Here is a 1152-nt window from a genome sequence, read left to right on the forward strand (position 1 = left end):
AGGAGAGAATCCTAAGGTGCGCGGGAGAACTCTCGTTAAGGAACTCGGCAAAATGACCCCGTAACTTCGGGAGAAGGGGTGCTCTCTTGGGTCTCCAGCCCGAGAGAGCCGCAGTGAAAAGGCCCAAGCGACTGTTTAACAAAAACACAGGTCTCTGCGAAGCCGTAAGGCGAAGTATAGGGGCTGACACCTGCCCGGTGCTGGAAGGTTAAGGGGAGCGCTTAGCTTACGCGAAGGTGCGAACCGAAGCCCCAGTAAACGGCGGCCGTAACTATAACGGTCCTAAGGTAGCGAAATTCCTTGTCGGGTAAGTTCCGACCCGCACGAAAGGTGTAACGACTTGGGCACTGTCTCAACGAGAGACCCGGTGAAATTATAGTACCTGTGAAGATGCAGGTTACCCGCGACAGGACGGAAAGACCCCGTGGAGCTTTACTGCAGCCTGATATTGAATTTTGGTATCGCTTGTACAGGATAGGTGGGAGCCTGAGAAGCCGGAGCGCCAGCTTCGGTGGAGGCGACGGTGGGATACCACCCTGGCGGTATTGAAATTCTAACCCGCACCCCTGATCGGGGTGGGAGACAGTGTCAGGTGGGCAGTTTGACTGGGGCGGTCGCCTCCCAAAGAGTAACGGAGGCGCCCAAAGGTTCCCTCAGAATGGTTGGAAATCATTCGTAGAGTGCAAAGGCAGAAGGGAGCTTGACTGCGAGACCTACAAGTCGAGCAGGGACGAAAGTCGGGCTTAGTGATCCGGTGGTTCCGCATGGAAGGGCCATCGCTCAACGGATAAAAGCTACCCCGGGGATAACAGGCTTATCTCCCCCAAGAGTCCACATCGACGGGGAGGTTTGGCACCTCGATGTCGGCTCATCGCATCCTGGGGCTGTAGTCGGTCCCAAGGGTTGGGCTGTTCGCCCATTAAAGCGGTACGCGAGCTGGGTTCAGAACGTCGTGAGACAGTTCGGTCCCTATCCGTCGCGGGCGTAGGAAATTTGAGAGGAGCTGTCCTTAGTACGAGAGGACCGGGATGGACGCACCGCTGGTGTACCAGTTGTCCCGCCAGGGGCACCGCTGGGTAGCTATGTGCGGAAGGGATAAGCGCTGAAAGCATCTAAGCGTGAAGCCCCCCTCAAGATGAGATTTCCCATCGC

General features: G+C 56.8%; 1 rRNA gene. It reads left to right on the forward strand.

The window, feature by feature from the left end:
* Window positions 1-1152, forward strand: a 23S ribosomal RNA gene (locus tag HNR31_RS18405); the annotation flags it as partial.

The sequence above is a fragment of the Thermaerobacillus caldiproteolyticus genome (genome assembly GCF_013761245.1).
GTDB lineage: Bacteria > Bacillota > Bacilli > Bacillales > Anoxybacillaceae > Thermaerobacillus > Thermaerobacillus caldiproteolyticus.